We start from the raw sequence: 15,493 nt of genomic DNA on the forward strand, positions 1-15,493 counted from the left end.
TTAGATTATAAAACACCAAATATGGTATACCTGCCTGCCGGCAAGGCAGGTTTAAAAACAGCGTAAATCAATTTTTAACCTGTAGCCATATTTCAGGACTAGACATTTGAACAAACAGAATAGATGACAGAAAAAATAAACGATTTAGACAATTATTTAGATAATCATTACATACATCGAAGTAATTGGTTAAGAGCTGCTGTCCTTGGAGCCAATGATGGAATTTTATCAACTGCAAGTATTGCGATTGGAGTCGCTGCTGCAAGTGATATGCGAGAACCTGTTATTTTGGCAACATTAGCTGGATTAGTTGCTGGTGCTTTATCAATGGCAGCTGGAGAATATGTTTCTGTAAGTTCACAAACAGACGTAGAAAAAGCTGATATTGAGCGTGAAAAGATTGAATTGAAAGAAATGCCCAAACTTGAATTACAACGATTAGCCGAAATTTATGAAAAAAGAGGACTGAAAAAAGATACTGCGCTAACTGTTGCTAAAGAATTAACCGAACACGATGCATTAGGAGCACATATTAGAGATGAATTAGGAATTAATGAAATTAGTCAAGCTAAACCAATGCAAGCTGCATTTGCTTCAGGTGCTGCATTCACAGTTGGAGGATTACTTCCTTTTTTAGTAACGCTTTTTCTTCCATTAAAAAGTATGGAATATTCACTTTATGGTTTTGCGTTATTTTTTCTAATCATATTAGGAGCATTAGCAGCCAGAACTGGTGGTTCAAGTATAGCGAAAGCAATTATTCGAATTACATTTTGGGGAACAATTGCTATGGGACTGACAGCTTTAGTTGGTTATTTCTTCAATGTTAACGTCGGATAAAAAACTACACACAACAATGTGTATAATTCATTGCTAGTTAGAGCTTACTTACGAAAGTCCTCGCGGACTTTCTATCTGTGATTTATTTGCTAACTTTAGTGCTTAAACACGCAACGAAATCATACACTAGACCGTTAGCCAACATTACCAAAAGAACGTTACGAATTCAACTATATCTAGTTTTTGTTTTTATAAAATTCAATTTCTCTTTCAAAATAAACTTCTTCTTTTTCTTCTGGCTGATCTAACACATCACAATAGTAAACTTTTCGGGCAAAAACTCTAACCTTTAAAGGCGTTGTTGGATTAACTTTCGCACAGACTATATCACCTGATTTAAATTTATTTTCCATAATAATTTTTAAACTTTAATTTTTCGTATTTTCTAATCATTCTTAATTGTAGCACAAATCATTTTGAACGGTTGGTTAGCCTCAATTGAACTGTTAACCGTACCTGGAATAAGGATTGAGCTACCCTTTTGCATAAATGTAGAATTCTTATTAATAACGACTTCGGCTTTCCCTTCGATTATATAAATAAATCTAGAGAACGGTGACTTTTTATATACCTGAACTTTCCCAAAATCAAAGAGCAATACTTGAATGACACAGGTATTTCTAACCAATATATTTTTAACTACAATATTATTAGAAATATATTGTACTATATCAGACAGGTTAAATGTAACGTTTTCCTCAAACTCACCATTTTTCATCGTCCTTTTCTATTCTGAATGTTTTTTTAAATTTCTCTTTAAAATTTTGGCTGCTCTTTTTTCTTTGGCAGTTTTAGCAGCTGGGGTTTTTCCGTTTTTTTGTTTTCCTTTTTCCTCTCTTGACATCTTTTTAGTTAATAATTTGATTAGCAAATAAGATACCATTAATAACGGCTAGTGAGTTACATTAAAAAATGAATGAGTTATAGATATCACAGATTAATTTAGTAATTTAAAATATCTGTTAATTATATAAACACAAATAGGTAGACTGTAAGCTTGACGGAAATAATAGTCTCAACTTTACAAAAACAATTAAATAGTTTCACAATGATAGATTTACCTATTACCCACAAAACAACTTTAACGCAGATTAAGGAAAGTAAGGCCAGAAAACAGACAAAACTTAAGTCTATATTTAAACCAATAATTCAAAAAATTAGATATGTTTTTAAGGATAAGCTAATACATTTAAACTTACCTAAAAATGGAAGAAGACAGATAAATTTTATACCAAAAATAAAACCTATGAAATGGGAATAAAAAAAAGCAGACTAAATAGTCTGCTTTTTAAAGCCAAATAAATTAATATTTGGTCTTCCCTAATTGATTAATAGCATTACAAAAATAGAGATGAAACAAACTAACACCTTTATATAATTTATGTCTTTAGTTACAGATATTACTGATTCAAATAATTCTCGCAAAAAAAAGAACAGATTATAAATAAACTGCTCTTTAACTTTAATTTAACGATACTAAGATTAAATCGCTTTAGCTACTGTAGCATAGTTAGATTTTAAAATTCCAACCACTTCGTTCCGGTCTTTGTCTAGCTTATGTTCTAAACGCTTTATCAAATCTAACTCTTTACCACTTTCAAATTTTACATCTTCAGAGGACAATTTTGGATACTTCACTTTCAATGCTTTTGATTGTTTGTCCCAATCACCACTAAATTTAAACAGTTCACTAGACTTTCTCTCACCTTCTTTGTTCTTGGTTTCCATAATTATGTATTTAACGTAATGCTTAATTGCGTTACTATAACAAAGATGATGACTTATGCCCTAATTCCTGTTACACAAGCAGTTAATAAGATTACACATCTTACATATTCTCTAGATTGCTTTTTCTTTTTTGACCGATTTTTTTATAAAATGTAGGCGTGTGTCCAGTAACTTTTTTAAATTGGTTAGACAAATGACTTACACTACTATAATGTAATTTATAGGCAATTTCTGTGAGATTAAGTTGGTTGTAAAGAATCAACTCTTTTGCCCTTTCAATTTTATGCTGAATAATAAAATGCTGAATAGTAATGCCCTTAACTTCAGAAAAAAGATTTGATAAATATGTATAGTCATAGTCCAATTTTTCAGCTATATAATCTGAATAATTAACTTTTGGTACTTCATCCGAATAATGAATCATTTCTATAATCACGTTTTTTATCTTATCAACCAGAATACTTTTTTTATCATCTAATAATTCCAAACCTGACACAGCTAAGTTTGATTTGAGTTCTTGTTTTTGAGATTCAGAAATGTCTTCTCTTATTTCAATCATACCAAGTTCTACACTTATATAATGTAATCCTAGTTTCTCTAACTCATGTTTTACCATAAGCTTACACCTTAAACTTACCATGTACTTGACATATAATTTCATTGTACTATAACTTTATAATCTTAATTTCTTTTGTATGATTTATGCTTATTATACAAAAAAACCATCTATTAAGATGGTTCTTTTACTTTTAAACTAGGCAAATTAAACCACACTTACTTTTATAGCACTTAAGCCTTTTTCGCCTTTTTCCACATCGAATGTTACATTATCGTTCTCTTTTATTTGATCAATAAGATTTGATGTATGAACAAATATTTCTTCTTCAGAGTCTTTTACTTTAATAAAACCAAACCCTTTGGCGTCATTGAAAAATTTTACTGTACCTTCTTTCATAATAGTTACTTTATTAGTATTCATTAGTTTATTTATAAATCTTTTTATCATAATTTCTTGTTTTAATTAATAATTGTTGTTAACCCAAATATTTTATTAATAGATGAGACTTGTTTGAGTTTTTGATTCTTAATGTTGCAGACTCTTTTATTTGTCTAACTCTTTCTCTTGTTATTCCAAATTCTTGCGCTATTTCCACCAAGGTCATTGACGATTCAAAACCAATACCATAATGAAGCTTAATGACCTCTGATTCTCTCTCTGATAGAGAATTCAGTACAGCTAGTAAGTCTGTATGGAGTGAGTCTAGCAATAACACATTATCTGGTTGAGGAAATACATCAGTAATAATTATGTTTTGCATATTAAGATCTGATTCTGCAGATAAAGGCGCGTCAATAGAAACACCATATGCTGAATTCTTAATGCAAACATCTACTTCTTTAACAGATACTTCAATAATTTCAGAAATTTCATATGAAGTTGGCTCACGGCCTTGTTTTTGTTCAAAAGAAGTTATTGCTTTTTTTATTTTGTTAATAACACCTATCTTATTCAGAGGTAACCTAACCATTCTCGAGTTTTCTGATAAAGACTGTACTATACCTTGTCTAATCCACCATACTGCATAAGATATAAATTTAAATCCGCGAGTTTCGTCAAATCGTTTAGCTGCTTTTAACAAACCTAAATTGCCTTCATTTATTAAATCTGGAAGTGACAAACCCTTATTTTGATACTGTTTCGCAACTGATACTACGAATCTTAAATTAGCATTTGTGAGTTCATCTAAAGCGAATTTACAACCAGCTTTGATTTGTGTTGCTAGCTCAACTTCTCTTTCTAAAGATATTAAGCTAATTTTACTAATATCATTTAAGTATTTGCTAAGTGATTCTTCATTCCTAATTGTAATTTGCTCAGTTATTTTAAGTGATTTCATTTAAAACAAGGTTTTATTGAATCGTCCAAATAATAATGAGCCATCATTCTTTCAAAGGAACTATCTGTTGTAAAAAGCATAATTACCCACAAAACGACTTGGTAAGAAATAACGTCAGGAAGAAATAACGTCAGGAAGAAATATCTTTACTAAATAATTTATTACGCAATCTGTGTAAAGAAACGGCTTATAATTGGGATAATATGAGTTTATCACTTTTATTTTCAGAAAATACTAAAGCATACAAATTAAATTTAAACAAGTTTTGTATATAACGCTCATAACATTATGACTTTTGAGAATTTTATACTAAGCTGATTTTGGAACTGAAGAACAGGAACCAATACCATAATAAACGTTGGGTAACAATGTGTATAGTTCATTGCTGGTAAAGGCTTACAACGGAAATTCCTGCGAAATTTCCTCGCCGTTTTGTACTTGCTAAGTTTATTGCTAAATTCACGCAACAAACCATACACTGAGACGTTACCCAACATTTGAACAAAACATTATGAAATTAAAATTATTATTAGTTACAACATTATTATTTAGCATTTTGGTAAAGGCTCAAAACCTGAATGATGAAAATTTAATGGGAGAATGGAAAGCTATTAATGTTAATATTCCGAATTCTGATGAAGTACCACAAAAAGAAGCTTTGAAAATGGTTGAAGATGCATTTTTAAATTCAAAATTCAATTTTAAAGGCAACAAAGTCTTTAGGATTAAATTTGGAAAACTCGCTGATGAAAGAATGAAAGAACTCTTTTTTCTTGATAATCAAAATTGGACAATAAAAGACAACCAAATATTAATTGGAACCGAAAATGACGGATTTTCTTCAATGCATATTACTGTTCAAAAAGTAGAGGATAAAACATATTTTATACTTCCAATGATTCGATTGGAAATGGAAAAATTAAGCGAAGACAAACCATCAAAACCTAAAATTATTGAGTCAAAATCAGAAAAAATAGAAAGTGTTGATTACTCAAAATCTGAAATAGTAACGAAAGAAATTGATGAATCTCTAATTATGGAATTTAACGAAGTTGAAAATCCACCATTAGCACCTGAATGTAAATCAAAATGGGATATTGACAAAAGAAAAAAATGTACAAGCAAGTACATCAATATGCACGTTGCAAGAAAATTCAATACTGATTTAGCAACAGAAGTAGATGTGACAGGTAAAATAAAAATAAATATTGAGTTTGTGATTGATACTAAAGGAAAACCAATAAACATTACTGCAAATGGTGGACCTGAAATTATGAATCAAAATGCTATTGAAATTATCGGATTGTTACCTGATTTGAAACCAGGAACGAACAACGGAAAACCAGTAAACGTTTTATACAAAATGCCTCTGGTTTTTCAAATTGCGAATTAAAAAACGTTGGGTAACATTGTATAAAAATAATGCGTAAGTTTATTCCTAAATCAAAAGTTAGTGCTTGTTTGCTTGCATCTGATTTTCCTTCGGAAAATCCTCGCATTCAAACTACGCACTATTCTTATACGTAACCGTTACCTGCAAGCTGAAAAAATTACGTGAAACAACTTGACTTCATAGCTGAATTAGAATTTCTGACATCAGAACAAGGTGGCAGAAAAACACCTGCACATTCGAATTACAGACCGCATATTGAATTCGACAATTATCCCGAATATTTGACTTCTGGAAATCAAACTTATATCGGAAAAGAAATTGTTGAACCTGGAGAAAAGGTAAAGGCTGAAATCGCAATTTTAGGAACTGAATACTTTTCAAAACGACTTTATGAAAATTTAGAATTTAAGTTTTGCGAGGGAAGTCGAATTATAGGTTATGGAAAAATCATTGAAATTATAAATCCTGATTTAAAATTAGAATCGGATTCTGACCAAAAAACACTTAACCTGAATTTATATCCTGCTGATATCATAAAAAAACTTGAATCTGATTACGGAAAGAACTCTGGAGAAGCGAAAAGGAAAATTCAAGAGTTAATTAAATCCAATAAAGAATTTAGAAGTCACAGAATTGTCCGAGCGTTAATATTTGCTGGAAACAAAGACATAAATCATCTGGAAAAAATGATTGAACTGACTCGAACTGATTGGAGAGACTTGCTTATGAATGCAGAATACGAATATCCAGAAAAAAGAGTTAGGGATTTTAATAACGAATTTGGAAATGAAAAAATATAAAAGCCAGCAGGTAACACCGTGTATAGCTCATTGCGGCTGAATTCCTAATCGGAATTCATTGCAATTTGCTATCTTTCGGTTACGGCGGAAAATCATAGCTGATTTTCCGCAACGAGCCATACACAATACCGTTGGCAACAAGCTAAAAAAAGAACGTAAAAAATGAAAATCTTCACTTTTATATTGACTTTTGTGATTTTATTAAGTTGCGTAGATTCTAAAAAACCGATTCAAGAACAAACAAAAATCGACCTTGAATTAATAGATAATATTTATATAAAAAAAAGACTTAACGAAACGGACTCAATTCGTTTGAATAATAAACAAACTGAACTTTTTGTAACAGAATGGAATAATGCAACATCTGAAGGACTTTACAAAATGGGACCTGAATTTTGGATAATCGTAAAACTCAAAAATGATTCAATAAGAAAGTTCAGATCAAATAAGAATTTAATAAAAGAAAAAAATGATTGGACTTATTCTGTATCGGATTCAACGCTCATAAGTTCATTTTGGAAACCCGAATTAATTCATATATCGCAAACTGACCAAATATCTGAATTGTGGAATGTTTTAGTTTTTGAAAAAGGCGGTTGTTTGGGTGGAGAACAGTACATATCAGAAACGGAATTTAAAAGAGAAGAAAAACCACTCGTTTTTAACGAAATGGATTGGAAAAACTTCTCGAAAAACGACAAAGGAAAACTGACTGAATTTCTAATCACCAAACTTTCTGACACAACGAAAACGAAAGTCCATACTTGCCCATTTTTTGTTGCAACAACTGGAGAAATGGCTGTTTATTCACTTCAGCACATTCACAATAAGAATTGGTTTGACTTTTTTGAGTTTAAAGATTATAAAGACAAGGAATATAAAAACGCAACTGAACAACCGCAAATGTGGTTACAGAATATATTGAAAAACGAAACTGACAGAAAAAAGATAGCGGAATTGTATAAAACCGAACTGAAAAAATAAAAGCCAGTTGCCAACACCGTGTATAATTAATTGCTTTGGCAAGTGCTTATTTGGAAAATTCCTTCGGAATTTTCTCTGGTTCGTATTTGTTTACTAATTTAGTTGCTTAACCACGCAACTAACCATACACAACAACGTTGTGCATAATGTCGAGCAACGTTAATCGAAATAAAAAATAATCAAATTGAAAATTAATAAAAAAGAAATTTATGCTTTCCTTTTTGCGTTAACAATATCTTTAGGATTCTTGATAGTTCCATCCGATTTTAGTTCTCGAGGAGTTATAGATATTAATATTCACGATACCTATTATGTAGTTCCAGCATTACAGATGTTTGGAGTTTATGCAACTCTTATTTTCTTTATTTTCTATTTGATTCGCATGCTTTGGAGAAATTTTAAAAATCTGACCGCAAACATCATTTTTATAATTTCGAACATTGTTATGATTTTAATTTTTACTTTTTTAATTTCATTGGTTAACTCGATTAGAGAAATTTCTGGAACCACGGAATATCCACCTTTGAGTGGCGGAATTGTGGAAAACACAGGAAACGGATGGAATAATGCTTATTATATTTTATTAATCATCCAACTGATTTTAATAATTCTACTTGTAATAAGCGGAATAAAAACTGGACTGAATCACAAACGAACTGAATAAAAAAACACTATGCACAACAACGTGTAAAAATAATGCGTAAGTTTATTCCTTAATCGTAAGTCCGTGCTGATTTGCTTGCGTCCGATTTTCCTTCGGAAAATCAGCCTCTCTCAAATACGCACTATTCTTACACCAACCGTTGTGGTGCATACAAGAAAAATGGTAACTAATATTAAAATATCGTCTTTGATTATCTTGATTTTGTCAATTTTAAGTTGTCAAAATACGGAACAGAAAACTGTAAAAATAATTGAGAAGGATTATGGACTTTACAAAAATGAAAATGACAGTATTGCAGTTGAATTAAAACTAAAGGAATTTAATGACTGGCAAAAATTACTCGAACTAACTGAACATATTGTCTGTAATGATAGTCTTCCAAAAATAACTTTTGATAACGATAGCGTTATAAAAAGAGTTTATCTGAGGAATCCTTGTTGGGAAGGAATTGGCTGTATCTTAATTAAACAAAAAAACATAATTCAAATACATAATGATACGATTAGTAAATCAGATAGATTTTTTTATCCATTAGATAGTTTAACAAGTGTTCTAAAAAAAGACTTTGAAAACAATGGTAAAATTCCGTCTTGGAGTGTTAGTCCTGAAAAGTTAATGATTTTTATTTCTTATGACAACGATGAAATGGAAAGACTTCCAAAAACACTGGAAAGAGTAATTAATGAATATGAAAAATTAACAGACAGCGTTGTATTAAAAATATGGCTGAATGATAAGTTTGATATTCCGCCGCCACCGCCACCACCAAAAGAGATAGGTTAAATGGAATTTATTGAAGATGAAAAATAAGTACGACACCACAACATTGTATAAAAATAATGCGTAAGTTTATTCCTAAATCAAAAGTTAGTGCTTGTTTGCTTGCATCTGATTTTCCTTCGGAAAATCCTCGCACTCAAACTACGCACTATTCTTATACGTAACCGTTGTGTGTCATTTGAGAAATGGGAAAAAGAATAGCATTTTATGAAATGAAAAATGGACAAAGTTTAAGAGAAACTTTTGTCGAAAATTATTCTGACTTTAAGAAATGGACTTTGTGTCAAAATAAAGATTCTATCGAAAAATATAATGAGCAAATTATAAGCAATGATGTTGAGAATTTTTTAGAATCTAATAGCGAGTTGGATTTACAAAAACCAGAACAGAAATTACTTGACGAATTGCTGACCGAATTCTTATTAGTCTTTTGTGATTATGGAAAAGGTTCTGGATTAGTGAAATTAATTGGACCTTTAATCGGAACTCATAATTACAAAAACAGTTTCAAAATTATAGCTAAACAAAAAAACAAAGCTTTAGCTGATATTTGGAATATATTAAAAGTTGGACGCTCTTTGAGAAATGGCAACCAATTTACAGTTATAGATGGAGATATAATCGGATTTTGGGACAGAAACGAACTGAATTATTTGAGAAACGAACTAAATGGAATTGAAAACAAAAATGACATCGGAATTGATTGTATTAATCAAGTTTTGACAGAAATTGGAGAAAACAAAAACGAACTAATAATAGTAACTGAAATATAAAAAACGCCACACAACAATGGTTATAAGTAATTGCTTGTTCTCGCCTACTTCTGAAAATCCTCGCGGATTTTCAGTTTGGTGTGTACTTGCAAAGTTAAGTACTAATCCACGCAACTACTCATAGCCGAGACCGTTGTGTAGCATTACAAAAACAGTACATCACTTACTAAATATTGAATGAAAGATTTAAGCTATATATTTCTGTTTTTAGCTTTAATAGCTGAAATTTTTGGAACAGTAGGTGGATTTGGTTCATCTGTCTTCTTTGTTCCAATAGCAAATTTTTATTTCGATTTCGAATCAGTTTTAGGTTTAACAGCCATTTTTCACCTTTCAAGCAATTTGAGCAAGATTGTTTTGTTTAAAAAAGGACTTGACAAGAGGTTACTTATAAATATTGGTATTCCGTCCATCCTATTTGTCATAATTGGTGGCTTACTAACAAAAGTATTTAATAATTCTTATCTAGAATTATTTCTTGGATTATTCCTTGTCATTCTAGCTCTTTTATTCCTGATTAAAAAAGAATTAATAATAAACCCGGTTAAACGAAATGCCATAATTGGAGGTAGTTTATCAGGATTTTCAGCAGGACTTCTAGGAACAGGTGGTGCGATACGTGGGCTAACTATGGCCGCTTTTAATTTAGAAAAAAACGTATTTATTGCCACATCTGCTTTCATTGATTTTCTAATAGATTTTTCAAGAACATTTGTATATTACTACAATGGTTTTATTCATAAACATGACATGATTTATGTGCCATTTTTGTTAGTCATTGGAATTGTTGGAACAGCAATCGGTAAAAAGATACTTAAATATATTCCTCAAGATAAGTTTAAGAAAATTTCGCTTAGTCTCGTACTGATTATTGGAATAATAACTTTGACTAACCTCTTATTGAAAATATAGAAAAATAAAAACGCTACACAACAATGAGTTATATTTCATTGCTTCGGATTTTCCCTTCGGAAAATCACTCGCAAAAGAACTATCGGTAGTTTTATTTATTAACTTAGTCGCTAAACCTAACGCAACAAACCATACTCAAACCGTTAGCCACAAGCTGAAACCAACTTTATGAAACACCAATTGTCATTACTTTTTACCATTTTAGTTTCGAGTTTGATTTACTCGCAGAATGAATATGTTGAGAAATATGATAATGGACAAGTCAAAATTCAGGGATTTTTAATCGATAGTGTTTTAATTGGAAAATACACGGAATATTATAAAAGCGGACAAATAAAAACAACTGGAGAATTCAAAAATTGTGAATACGAAACCAATCACACAAAAATCTACGTTGCAGGTTGTGGAGTTGGAAATAATTCAACAGTCAGAAAAGGAAAAAAACACGGAGAATGGAAAGATTATTACGAAAATGGTATTCTCGAATCTAAATACAACTATTTCTGTGGTTTAAGACAAGGAAATTTTTTCAACTACCAAAAAGACGGAAAATTATATTGGATTGACTTTTATACTGCCGACAAAGAAATGGGAACTCAAGAATTCTATGAAAATGGACTTTTGGAAAAAATCTCAACTTACTCTTATGAATATTCCGAACACGATGGACACGATTTAAAAAGAACTGTCGAAACGGAATATTATGAAGACGGTTCATTAAAAATTCAACGAGTAATCCAAGAGTTAAAAGATGACATAGAAAAAGAGAGTTTCAAAGAATATTATCCGAACGGATTTTTAAAAACTGAATCTGAACTTATTGACCTTGATAAAAACGGAATTTATCGTGAATTTTACGAAAACGGAAATACAAAATATGAGGGAATTTTTAAAGACGATAAACCAATTGACAAGCAATATTTCTATAATTCCAATGGAGAAATAACAAAAATTGAGACTTGGAAAGATGGAAAAATAATAGAAACGGAAATAAAAAAAGCCAGTGGCTAACACCGTATAAAATTAATTGCTAGTGCAAGCCTACTTACGAAAATCCTCGCGGATTTTCTATTCGGTTTGTACTTGCTAAATTAGTTGCTTAAAACACGCAACTAATCTTATACAATCACGTTGTAAATAATACCCAAAAAACACTACGAACGAATTGAAAAAACGACTTTTACTTATAATCGGAATTCTGATTTTACTCGCTGTTGGGTTCTTCGTGTCTAAAAAAATCAATCTGAATCCGAATTATGAAGTCGGACAAAAAATTGATAGCCTGAATGGAGTTGCTGTTTACTATAATGGCGGAGTTGGAAATGTGGACGGACGAGCATTAGCGGAAGATGGTTATAATCTTGGATTGAAATACCAATGTGTGGAATTCGTAAAACGATATTACTACGAAGAATTGAACCACAAAATGCCTGATACTTATGGACACGCAAAAGACTTTTTTGACTCAAAAATCAAAGACGGAGAAATAAACAAACAGCGGAATTTAAAACAGTTTAAAAATCCAAGTAAATCCAAACCGAAAATAAATGATTTAGTGGTTTACTCGGAAACCACGCTGAATAAATATGGACACGTTTCTATAGTTTTTAATGTGACCGAAAACGAAATTGAAATTATTCAACAAAATCCTGGACCATTTGGGAATTCAAGAGAAAAATACGAATTGACAAACGATGGTGGAATATGGCGAATAAAAAACGACCGAATTTTAGGTTGGTTAAGAAAATAAGGAAAAAGTACTATTTACAACAATGGCTATAATTCATTGCGGTTGAATTCCTAATCGGAATTCAACGCTAATTTGCTATCTTTCGGCTACGGCGGAAAGAATCCTGCGGATTTTTCCGCAACGAAATCATAGCCGAGACCGTTGGCAATAATTTGATAAACACTCATGATATGAAATTAAAACACAAAAGTTCAATATTTATTTTTGGATTATTAACATTAATAACTTTGATTTCTTGTAAAGAGAAAAAAGAAGCTGAAGCATTAGAAAGTGTAGTTGACGAAAAGACCAACTATGTCGAAGTAATTACAAACGGAATGGATTTCGAAACAGTAGATGAAATCAAATCTGGTTGGACGACATTTAAGTACATTAACAAATCCTTTGAACCGCACTTTTTTATATTAGAAAAAATGCCTGACACCTTGGGTTTAACTACCTACAAAAAAGATTTGTTCCCACCTTTTATATCTGCATTTGAGCATTTTGAAAAAGGAGAAATGGAAGCTGGAATGAAAGAATTTGAAAATATTCCCGAATGGTTTTTCAAAGTAGAATTGGCTGGTGGAGTTGGATTAACTTCAAAAAAAACAACATCTATATCGACAATATATCTTGAGCCTGGAACATATATTATGGAATGCTACGTTAGGATGCCGAATGGCTTAGGACATGTTTTTATGGGCATGATTAAAGAGCTAAAAGTAAGCAATGAACCTAATGGTAATGAACCACCAAAAGCTGATTTTAAAATAAGTATATCAAGTGAAAAGGGAATAACCTTTAATGACTCAATAAAATCAGGAAATTATAAGTTTGAGGCAAAATTTGAGGACCAAAAACAATACGAACATCTAATGGGACATGATGTCAATTTGGTTAAAATCGAAAATGACAGTTTGGTAACTGACTTAAATAATTGGTTGAATATAGTTGACTTTAATGCATTTCGTTCACCTGAACCTGAAGGATTATTGTTTTTAGGAGGAGTTGAAGATTTACCAGCTGGACAAACAGGTTATTTTGAAGCAACTCTTGAAAAAGGTAATTATGTGCTAATATCTGAAATTCCGAACGCTGTTGATAGAAAAATGATAAAGCGTTTTACTGTATATTAAAATAAAAACTATTGCCAACAACGTGTATAATTCATTGCTAGTGCTCGCCTACTTACGAAAATCCTCGCGGATTTTCTATTCGGTTTGTATTTGCTAAATTAGTTGCTGGAACACGCAACGAAATCATACACAAACACGTTGTGTAGCATTACAAAAACAGTACATCACTTACTAAATATTGAATGAAAGATTTAAGCTATATATTTCTGTTTTTAGCTTTAATAGCTGAAATTTTTGGAACAGTAGGTGGATTTGGTTCATCTGTCTTCTTTGTTCCAATAGCAAATTTTTATTTCGATTTCGAATCAGTTTTAGGTTTAACAGCCATTTTTCACCTTTCAAGCAATTTGAGCAAGATTGTTTTGTTTAAAAAAGGACTTGACAAGAGGTTACTTATAAATATTGGTATTCCGTCCATCCTATTTGTCATAATTGGTGGCTTACTAACAAAAGTATTTAATAATTCTTATCTAGAATTATTTCTTGGATTATTCCTTGTCATTCTAGCTCTTTTATTCCTGATTAAAAAAGAATTAATAATAAACCCGGTTAAACGAAATGCCATAATTGGAGGTAGTTTACCAGGATTTTCAGCAGGACTTCTAGGAACAGGTGGTGCGATACGTGGGCTAACTATGGCCGCTTTTAATTTAGAAAAAAACGTATTTATTGCCACATCTGCTTTCATTGATTTTCTAATAGATTTTTCAAGAACATTTGTATATTACTACAATGGTTTTATTCATAAACATGACATGATTTATGTGCCATTTTTGTTAGTCATTGGAATTGTTGGAACAGCAATCGGTAAAAAGATACTTAAATATATTCCTCAAGATAAGTTTAAGAAAATTTCGCTTAGTCTCGTACTGATTATTGGAATAATAACTTTGACTAACCTCTTATTGAAAATATAGAAAAATAAAAACGCTACACAACAATGAGTTATATTTCATTGCTTCGGATTTTCCCTTCGGAAAATCACTCGCAAAAGAACTATCGGTAGTTTTATTTATTAACTTAGTCGCTAAACCTAACGCAACAAACCATACTCAAACCGTTGTGGTGCATTTAAGAAACTAACTGTGGAAGAATTATTAAAATACAAAACTGAATTTCCAAAAAAATGGTCTTTTCTCTGGTCACCAGAAGAAGCGGAACAGATTCCGAATGAACACAAAGACCAAATTCACTTTCTGGATGAAGAAGGAACGAAATTCGTGAAAAAATATCTGAATTCTTCCAAAATGTTAGGACCGAATGCCGAAACTGAATGGAGTCCGTTTTATAAGAACTATTTTAAACACACAAAATCAATTCCAATCAGAGATGATTCTGATAAAGAAATAAAAAAATGGCTATATGAATTAGGAATACCATTTAAAAAGTATGTTATAGCTGATTTAGATAGAAGCGGAAACGCAATCTTAATGACTTGGAAAATGGTAATTAAATATTGGGAAGGACTTTTCTTTGTGGATGATATTGCAGTATTTGACCTAAGTTTGAATTGGTGTCTATATTTTTTCCACGAAGATTATCTCTATTTTGGAAAAGACAACACGTTTGACAAGGAAGCTGAATACGAAAAAACGCTTTGGATAAACGAATTGCGAAATAAAAAAACGACACCACAACAACGTGTATAGCTCATTGCGGCTGAATTCCTAATCGGAATTCATTGCAATTTGCTATCTTTCGGTTACGGCGGAAAATCCTCGCGGATTTCCCGCAACGAGCCATACACAAAACCGTTGTAGGCAATTTTGACCCGTCCTGAATAAAGGCTACATAATTTTAAACATTATGTATAAAAATGACAAAGTAATCAGACGGTATTCAGAACCTTTTAA

Annotated in this window: 20 protein-coding genes; 14 read left to right on the plus strand and 6 right to left on the minus strand. The window is 31.2% G+C overall.

Annotation, left to right across the window (positions count from 1 at the left end; all coding sequences use genetic code 11):
• The first annotated feature begins 123 nt into the window (after positions 1-123).
• Positions 124-840 (plus strand): VIT1/CCC1 transporter family protein, encoded by a 717-nt coding sequence (locus EYD45_RS16405; RefSeq protein WP_130965753.1) that lies wholly within the window; start codon positions 124-126, stop codon positions 838-840.
• Positions 841-1,016: 176 nt separating this feature from the next.
• On the opposite strand, the gene EYD45_RS16780 is transcribed toward EYD45_RS16405, so the two are convergent.
• Both EYD45_RS16780 and EYD45_RS16785 read right to left on the minus strand, forming a co-directional pair.
• Positions 1,017-1,193 carry a hypothetical protein gene (locus EYD45_RS16780; RefSeq protein ID WP_165453955.1) on the minus strand — a complete coding sequence of 59 codons (177 nt, stop codon included), beginning with the start codon at positions 1,191-1,193 and terminating at the stop codon, positions 1,017-1,019.
• Between the two features lie 32 nt (positions 1,194-1,225).
• Positions 1,226-1,558 carry a cupin domain-containing protein gene (locus EYD45_RS16785; protein WP_165453956.1) on the minus strand — a complete coding sequence of 111 codons (333 nt, stop codon included), beginning with the start codon at positions 1,556-1,558 and terminating at the stop codon, positions 1,226-1,228.
• 330 nt (positions 1,559-1,888) lie between these two features.
• Here EYD45_RS16785 and EYD45_RS16410 point away from each other — a divergent pair, with 330 nt between their 5' ends.
• Positions 1,889-2,101: a hypothetical protein gene (locus tag EYD45_RS16410; RefSeq protein ID WP_130965754.1), complete on the plus strand. Its 213-nt coding sequence runs from the start codon at positions 1,889-1,891 to the stop codon at positions 2,099-2,101.
• A gap of 221 nt (positions 2,102-2,322) precedes the next feature.
• Here the strand turns inward: EYD45_RS16410 and EYD45_RS16415 are convergent, their stop codons facing one another.
• From EYD45_RS16415 to EYD45_RS16430, 4 genes are all read right to left on the minus strand, one after another.
• Positions 2,323-2,568, minus strand: a complete 246-nt coding sequence (locus EYD45_RS16415; protein WP_130965755.1) for a hypothetical protein — start codon at positions 2,566-2,568, stop codon at positions 2,323-2,325.
• A 100-nt stretch (positions 2,569-2,668) separates the two neighbouring features.
• The gene (locus EYD45_RS16420; protein WP_130965756.1) at positions 2,669-3,229 is read right to left on the minus strand and encodes a helix-turn-helix domain-containing protein; all 561 of its coding nucleotides are present in this window, start codon (positions 3,227-3,229) and stop codon (positions 2,669-2,671) included.
• A 102-nt stretch (positions 3,230-3,331) separates the two neighbouring features.
• Positions 3,332-3,574 carry a cold-shock protein gene (locus EYD45_RS16425; RefSeq protein WP_317127945.1) on the minus strand — a complete coding sequence of 81 codons (243 nt, stop codon included), beginning with the start codon at positions 3,572-3,574 and terminating at the stop codon, positions 3,332-3,334.
• Positions 3,575-3,602: 28 nt separating this feature from the next.
• Positions 3,603-4,466, minus strand: a complete 864-nt coding sequence (locus tag EYD45_RS16430) for a sigma-70 family RNA polymerase sigma factor (protein WP_130965757.1) — start codon at positions 4,464-4,466, stop codon at positions 3,603-3,605.
• 511 nt (positions 4,467-4,977) lie between these two features.
• Between EYD45_RS16430 and EYD45_RS16435 the strand changes: the two genes are divergently transcribed.
• The 12 genes from EYD45_RS16435 (at position 4,978) to EYD45_RS16490 (ending at position 15,289) form a co-directional block, all read left to right on the plus strand.
• Positions 4,978-5,859 (plus strand): energy transducer TonB, encoded by an 882-nt coding sequence (locus EYD45_RS16435; RefSeq protein WP_130965758.1) that lies wholly within the window; start codon positions 4,978-4,980, stop codon positions 5,857-5,859.
• 161 nt (positions 5,860-6,020) lie between these two features.
• Complete coding sequence (locus tag EYD45_RS16440) at positions 6,021-6,659, plus strand: elongation factor Tu (protein WP_130965759.1); 639 nt, start codon at positions 6,021-6,023, stop codon at positions 6,657-6,659.
• Between the two features lie 162 nt (positions 6,660-6,821).
• Positions 6,822-7,643, plus strand: coding sequence for a hypothetical protein (locus EYD45_RS16445; RefSeq protein WP_130965760.1), 822 nt, complete (start codon positions 6,822-6,824; stop codon positions 7,641-7,643).
• Between the two features lie 184 nt (positions 7,644-7,827).
• Entirely contained in the window at positions 7,828-8,307 is a 480-nt protein-coding gene (locus EYD45_RS16450; protein WP_130965761.1) for a hypothetical protein, read from the plus strand.
• A gap of 159 nt (positions 8,308-8,466) precedes the next feature.
• The gene (locus EYD45_RS16455; protein ID WP_165453957.1) at positions 8,467-9,090 is read left to right on the plus strand and encodes a hypothetical protein; all 624 of its coding nucleotides are present in this window, start codon (positions 8,467-8,469) and stop codon (positions 9,088-9,090) included.
• A 182-nt stretch (positions 9,091-9,272) separates the two neighbouring features.
• Positions 9,273-9,860 (plus strand): hypothetical protein, encoded by a 588-nt coding sequence (locus tag EYD45_RS16460; protein ID WP_130965763.1) that lies wholly within the window; start codon positions 9,273-9,275, stop codon positions 9,858-9,860.
• A 177-nt stretch (positions 9,861-10,037) separates the two neighbouring features.
• Complete coding sequence (locus tag EYD45_RS16465) at positions 10,038-10,772, plus strand: sulfite exporter TauE/SafE family protein (RefSeq protein ID WP_130965764.1); 735 nt, start codon at positions 10,038-10,040, stop codon at positions 10,770-10,772.
• A gap of 168 nt (positions 10,773-10,940) precedes the next feature.
• Positions 10,941-11,783 (plus strand): toxin-antitoxin system YwqK family antitoxin, encoded by an 843-nt coding sequence (locus EYD45_RS16470; RefSeq protein WP_130965765.1) that lies wholly within the window; start codon positions 10,941-10,943, stop codon positions 11,781-11,783.
• Between the two features lie 154 nt (positions 11,784-11,937).
• Positions 11,938-12,522, plus strand: coding sequence for a CHAP domain-containing protein (locus tag EYD45_RS16475; RefSeq protein ID WP_130965766.1), 585 nt, complete (start codon positions 11,938-11,940; stop codon positions 12,520-12,522).
• A gap of 170 nt (positions 12,523-12,692) precedes the next feature.
• Entirely contained in the window at positions 12,693-13,640 is a 948-nt protein-coding gene (locus tag EYD45_RS16480; protein ID WP_130965767.1) for a hypothetical protein, read from the plus strand.
• Positions 13,641-13,822: 182 nt separating this feature from the next.
• Complete coding sequence (locus tag EYD45_RS16485; protein ID WP_130965768.1) at positions 13,823-14,557, plus strand: sulfite exporter TauE/SafE family protein; 735 nt, start codon at positions 13,823-13,825, stop codon at positions 14,555-14,557.
• 168 nt (positions 14,558-14,725) lie between these two features.
• The gene (locus EYD45_RS16490; RefSeq protein ID WP_130965769.1) at positions 14,726-15,289 is read left to right on the plus strand and encodes a hypothetical protein; all 564 of its coding nucleotides are present in this window, start codon (positions 14,726-14,728) and stop codon (positions 15,287-15,289) included.
• The last annotated feature ends 204 nt before the right edge of the window (positions 15,290-15,493 follow it).

The organism is Hyunsoonleella flava, assembly GCF_004310325.1.
Lineage (GTDB): Bacteria > Bacteroidota > Bacteroidia > Flavobacteriales > Flavobacteriaceae > Jejuia > Jejuia flava.

Excerpts from the sequence above, each read along its gene's own strand:
- EYD45_RS16405 (WP_130965753.1), top strand. The coding sequence starts at position 124 with ATGACAGAAAAAATAAACGATTTAGACAATTATTTAGATAATCATTAC.
- EYD45_RS16780 (WP_165453955.1), bottom strand. The coding sequence starts at position 1,193 with ATGGAAAATAAATTTAAATCAGGTGATATAGTCTGTGCGAAAGTTAAT.
- EYD45_RS16785 (WP_165453956.1), bottom strand. The coding sequence starts at position 1,558 with ATGAAAAATGGTGAGTTTGAGGAAAACGTTACATTTAACCTGTCTGAT.
- EYD45_RS16410 (WP_130965754.1), top strand. The coding sequence starts at position 1,889 with ATGATAGATTTACCTATTACCCACAAAACAACTTTAACGCAGATTAAG.
- EYD45_RS16415 (WP_130965755.1), bottom strand. The coding sequence starts at position 2,568 with ATGGAAACCAAGAACAAAGAAGGTGAGAGAAAGTCTAGTGAACTGTTT.
- EYD45_RS16420 (WP_130965756.1), bottom strand. The coding sequence starts at position 3,229 with ATGAAATTATATGTCAAGTACATGGTAAGTTTAAGGTGTAAGCTTATG.
- EYD45_RS16425 (WP_317127945.1), bottom strand. The coding sequence starts at position 3,574 with ATGATAAAAAGATTTATAAATAAACTAATGAATACTAATAAAGTAACT.
- EYD45_RS16430 (WP_130965757.1), bottom strand. The coding sequence starts at position 4,466 with ATGAAATCACTTAAAATAACTGAGCAAATTACAATTAGGAATGAAGAA.
- EYD45_RS16435 (WP_130965758.1), top strand. The coding sequence starts at position 4,978 with ATGAAATTAAAATTATTATTAGTTACAACATTATTATTTAGCATTTTG.
- EYD45_RS16445 (WP_130965760.1), top strand. The coding sequence starts at position 6,822 with ATGAAAATCTTCACTTTTATATTGACTTTTGTGATTTTATTAAGTTGC.
- EYD45_RS16455 (WP_165453957.1), top strand. The coding sequence starts at position 8,467 with ATGGTAACTAATATTAAAATATCGTCTTTGATTATCTTGATTTTGTCA.
- EYD45_RS16460 (WP_130965763.1), top strand. The coding sequence starts at position 9,273 with ATGGGAAAAAGAATAGCATTTTATGAAATGAAAAATGGACAAAGTTTA.
- EYD45_RS16465 (WP_130965764.1), top strand. The coding sequence starts at position 10,038 with ATGAAAGATTTAAGCTATATATTTCTGTTTTTAGCTTTAATAGCTGAA.
- EYD45_RS16470 (WP_130965765.1), top strand. The coding sequence starts at position 10,941 with ATGAAACACCAATTGTCATTACTTTTTACCATTTTAGTTTCGAGTTTG.
- EYD45_RS16480 (WP_130965767.1), top strand. The coding sequence starts at position 12,693 with ATGAAATTAAAACACAAAAGTTCAATATTTATTTTTGGATTATTAACA.
- EYD45_RS16485 (WP_130965768.1), top strand. The coding sequence starts at position 13,823 with ATGAAAGATTTAAGCTATATATTTCTGTTTTTAGCTTTAATAGCTGAA.